The organism is Gottfriedia acidiceleris, from assembly GCF_002128425.1.
GTDB classification, from domain to species: domain Bacteria; phylum Bacillota; class Bacilli; order Bacillales; family Bacillaceae_G; genus Gottfriedia; species Gottfriedia acidiceleris.
The window spans coordinates 1-1,670 of sequence record NZ_NESS01000034.1; the positions used below are offsets into that span (position 1 = coordinate 1).

Genomic DNA, 1,670 nt, shown 5'->3' on the forward strand with positions numbered 1-1,670 from the left:
ATAATAACATTTTGTCAAATCATCTGTCAACAACTTATTATATTTTTTTGTTGTTCGTACTTGTTTTGTCGTGACAACATATACAAATATACCACCTTGTCCAAATGATTGCAAGCATTACTTTACAAAAAATTAATAAAAGTTTTGTATGAAATTTTTTAGATACTTTCTATATAGGTTGCTCCGTTAAATTTTAGTGTTGATTTTAGATATATTAAAGGGAAACCCTACAAAATGGTTTCCCTATTTCCCTTTCATTCATCTCTTTTCTTCAATAAGAAGAAAAGAATCGCTGCATAAATCTCTTTATTCACCTACTAAGCCATCACCATCACGATCATCCATATATTTATAGAGCCATGAATCGCGTGTAATTGGCATTTTAAAGCCAGCAGCCTTGGCTTCGGCGATTGTAACACTTCCGTTATGATTAGTGTCCACCTTACTAATATCTTCATTACTCTTTTTCGTTTTGTTTGCAGGTACTTTGACTGTCTTCGGTGGCGTACTGCTCGTACCTGTCGTTTTAGCTAAATTTTTGTTCACTTCATCTGGGTTTACATTGTCAAATTCATCTATAATGGGTCTGCCCTGAATTTTGTATGCGAATTTATAATGGTTAGGAGTTTGCGTCTTAGTATTTGGATATTGAATGACTGCTACGAAATCAGTGCAACCTCCTGCATCTCGAATCACTTTTTCCATATAAGCTTGATCACCGTGCCTATTGAGATTGCTGTCCTGAGGTGTAATATTATATGCGTTTGATACTCCCCCAAGTGAGTCAGCAATCACATGCCCTTTATCCAAGGTTGGACTCTCTGTACCAGGAACATTTGCTTCATCAGAGTAATATCTACCTGATGACAAAACATGATCAGTATTCGGATTTTGAAGTGTTATATTTTTTGCTTCAACACGAATTAGCTGACTGTATTCATTTGTATACGCCCAATATTTCCGTTCTCCATATCCGACATCTACTTTGACATTCGGCTTTCTATATCCTGACATATTCCCGCCGTTTACTACAATTAGGGTATATTTGCTGTAATCAAATCCGTCGGTTGTACCTATTGCCTTTAAAGTGCTAGTTGCAGGAACGCTCTTGTTGGGTTCACTATCACTCGTTGGTTTTTCTGTGTCATAGGCAGATGTACTCTTATTGGCTTCAACAGTATTAGAAGCCGTGCTCGTTGTGGATTGCACTTTTTTTGACGAAGCATGTTCAGTGATTTTTCCGCAACCCACAAATACAGATAGTAAAATTACAGTAAATAAAATCAAAAATAGTCTTTTGTTCACAATTCTACACACCTTTCTCATGTTTTTACTCTAGAAAAACAATATTTAAACGATAACACATTTTGATCTTTTGTTGGAATATATCTATCGTTTGTATTGAATCCTTATGCAATGATCCTGCCATTTAGGTATTTAAAAAAATCAATAATATTTTAAAAAAGAGCCATATAATCAGTAAATTTTTAAATCTACTGTTTTCATATTCCAGCACAAAAAAAGCATCAGCTTAATAGCTGATGCTTTTCGTTACCAGGCGACGTTCTACTCTCACAGGGGGAAACCCCCAACTACCATCGACGCTGAAGAGCTTAACTGCCGTGTTCGGTATGGGAACGGGTGTGACCTCTTCGCAATAATCACCTGAT

The 1,670-nt window shown here is 36.0% G+C and carries 1 protein-coding gene and 1 rRNA gene; both read right to left on the reverse strand.

From position 1 onward, the window contains the following. Positions 1 to 306: 306 nt before the first annotated feature. Positions 307 to 1,326, reverse strand: coding sequence for a DNA/RNA non-specific endonuclease (locus tag B6K90_RS23200; protein WP_088015050.1), 1,020 nt, complete (start codon positions 1,324 to 1,326; stop codon positions 307 to 309). Between the two features lie 227 nt (positions 1,327 to 1,553). Next, positions 1,554 to 1,669: ribosomal RNA gene (gene rrf / locus B6K90_RS23205) — 5S ribosomal RNA — on the reverse strand. Position 1,670 lies beyond the last annotated feature (1 nt).